Consider the following 2,214-nt stretch of genomic DNA (forward strand, 5'->3'; position numbering starts at 1 on the left):
GGGCGGGTGTCTACACCCGCCCGCGGGCGACCGTGGAGGACTCGTCCTACCGGTCGCCCCTACGGGGTATGGCCGGATGCGATGATGTAGGGCGGCCCCTCCGCGGGCCGCCGCGAATTGCGATGATGTAGGGGCCGACCGACGGCGCGCCGTTCAGGTCGGCCCGTTTTATAAGGCAGCCCTCACCCCAACCCGTCGGCGCGCCGCTCCCACGGGGAGAGGGGGGCCGGCGGCCTGCGCGTCCCTCAATCCCCGCGCATCGCCAGCTTCTCCTTCAACCCGTACACCGCCCGGGTCCGCGACACGACCTCCTCCAACCCCGAGTCCATCCACTTGAGCTTGACCATGCCCTTGTCGGCCTCCTCGGGCCCGATGACCGCCACCACGGGGATGCCCTGCTTGTCGGCGTACTTGAACTGCTTGGCCAGCTTGGCCGGTTCGAGGTAAATCTCCGTGGCCAGGCCGGCGTTGCGGAACTCGGCCACCATGTTCAGCTCGAAGGGTAGGGTGTCGCCGCCGAAATTGGCCACCAGCACCTGCGTGCGGCAGGAGGTCTTGCGCACCACGCCGAGCTGCTCCATGGCGGCGAAGATGCGGTCAATGCCGATGGTGGTGCCGGTGGCGGGTATGCCGCGGTCGCCGAAGCGGCCTATCAGGCCGTCGTAGCGCCCGCCGCCCGAGAGGGAGCCGATGTGCGGCTCGGAGGGGAGGACGGACTCGAAGATGGGCCCGGTGTAGTAATCCAGCCCCCGCGAGAGCCACGGGGTGAAGACCCAGGTGTTGTCGGGCACGCCGAACCCGGCGACGGCGTCGAAGAGGGCGCCCAGCGACAGCGCCTCCTCGTCGAAGTCCAGCACGTCGGCCCAGTTGTCCAGAAGCTCCTTGGCCCTGGAGTGGCCCGCCCGCGCCCGGAGGTCGGCGGGCACGTCCTCGAAGACCCGCATCAGCCGCTCGATAATCTTGGGCTCCAGCTTCAGCCCCTCGAGCTCCGACTGCACCCCGTCCATCCCGTCCCGGTCGTACTTGTCCATCGCCCGGCACACCGGCGAGAGCCACTGCCCGGGGTAGAGCCCGGCCCAGGCCACCACGCCGGCCAGGAACCGGCGGTCGTTCACCAGGATGAGGTACTTGCGCTCGCCGATGCCGAAACCCAGCCGCCCGAGGATGTCGGCGGTGAGGGCGATTATCTCCGCGTCGGCCAGCGCCCCCTCCACCCCCACGATGTCCGCGTCGCACTGGAGGAACTCGCGGAAGCGCCCCTGCCGGAGCTGCGGACGGTCGGCCCGCCACACCGGCTGGATCTGGTACCGCTTGAAGGGCGTGGGGAGCCCGGGGTACATGGCCATCACCCGGGCCAGCGGCACCGTCAGGTCGTAGTGCAGCGCCAGGGTCTTGCCGTCCCGGTAGGCCAGGGGGTAGATGAGCTTGTCGGCCTCTCCGCCCGACTTGCCGGTCAGGATGTCCACGTACTCGAAGGCGGGGGTGGAGATGGGCGAGAAGCCGTAGCGCGAGAAGCTCTCGCGGATGGTGTCAATGATGTCCTCGCGGGGGATCATCGCGCTCGGGAGGAAATCGCGTGTGCCCTTGAAGATGCGCGGCTTGATGACGTCCATGTCCCTCTTCCCCGACCGGGTGCCCTTCCGCCCGGCGTCCATCCCCGCCGCGGGGCGGTTCCAAAGCTCATAGTATGCTTCGGCGGCGCGCCGCAGTCAAGCTCCGGAGAGCGAAGGCCCGACCCACACCCCGCAACCTTGAAGTGAGGTTCGTCTTCTGCTACCCTTCGAAGATAACGTCCCCCCTGAATCGGAGGAACGCGATGACCGACGAGCGTAACCGCGGCGGCTGCCTGACAGCCTGGCTGTTGCTCATGATTATCGGGGCGACCTTCGCGTCCATCAGCAATTTCTTCCTGAGCGACACGTTGGGCGGAATGTCCACGGGTTACCGGCACGGCGACGAGTGGGTTCTCGTTGCCTGGGGCGTGCTGGCGCTGATACAGCTCATCGCCGCCGTGGCGCTGATGCTGTGGAAGAAGTGGGGGTTCTGGGCCGTCGCCGCCACGGCCGTCGCCTCCCTGGGCATCCAGATATATCTGGGATTCCCCATCTACCTCTACATCTACACCTTCGTCGGTCCGTTGATACTGTTCCTCTTGATGAAGCCGATGTGGGATCAGTTCGAGTGACCGGGGCGGCGCGGGGCGGCTTGAGGGCT

General features: G+C 67.6%; 2 protein-coding genes. One reads left to right on the forward strand and one right to left on the reverse strand.

What is annotated here, in order from left to right; genetic code table 11:
* Positions 1-245: 245 nt before the first annotated feature.
* Entirely contained in the window at positions 246-1,613 is a 1,368-nt protein-coding gene (gene hisS / locus VM054_07530) for a histidine--tRNA ligase (GenBank protein HUT98909.1), read from the reverse strand.
* A 203-nt stretch (positions 1,614-1,816) separates the two neighbouring features.
* Between hisS and VM054_07535 the strand changes: the two genes are divergently transcribed.
* Entirely contained in the window at positions 1,817-2,185 is a 369-nt protein-coding gene (locus tag VM054_07535; GenBank protein ID HUT98910.1) for a hypothetical protein, read from the forward strand.
* Positions 2,186-2,214 lie beyond the last annotated feature (29 nt).

Source organism: bacterium (genome assembly GCA_035528375.1).
Lineage (GTDB): Bacteria > RBG-13-66-14 > RBG-13-66-14 > RBG-13-66-14 > RBG-13-66-14 > RBG-13-66-14.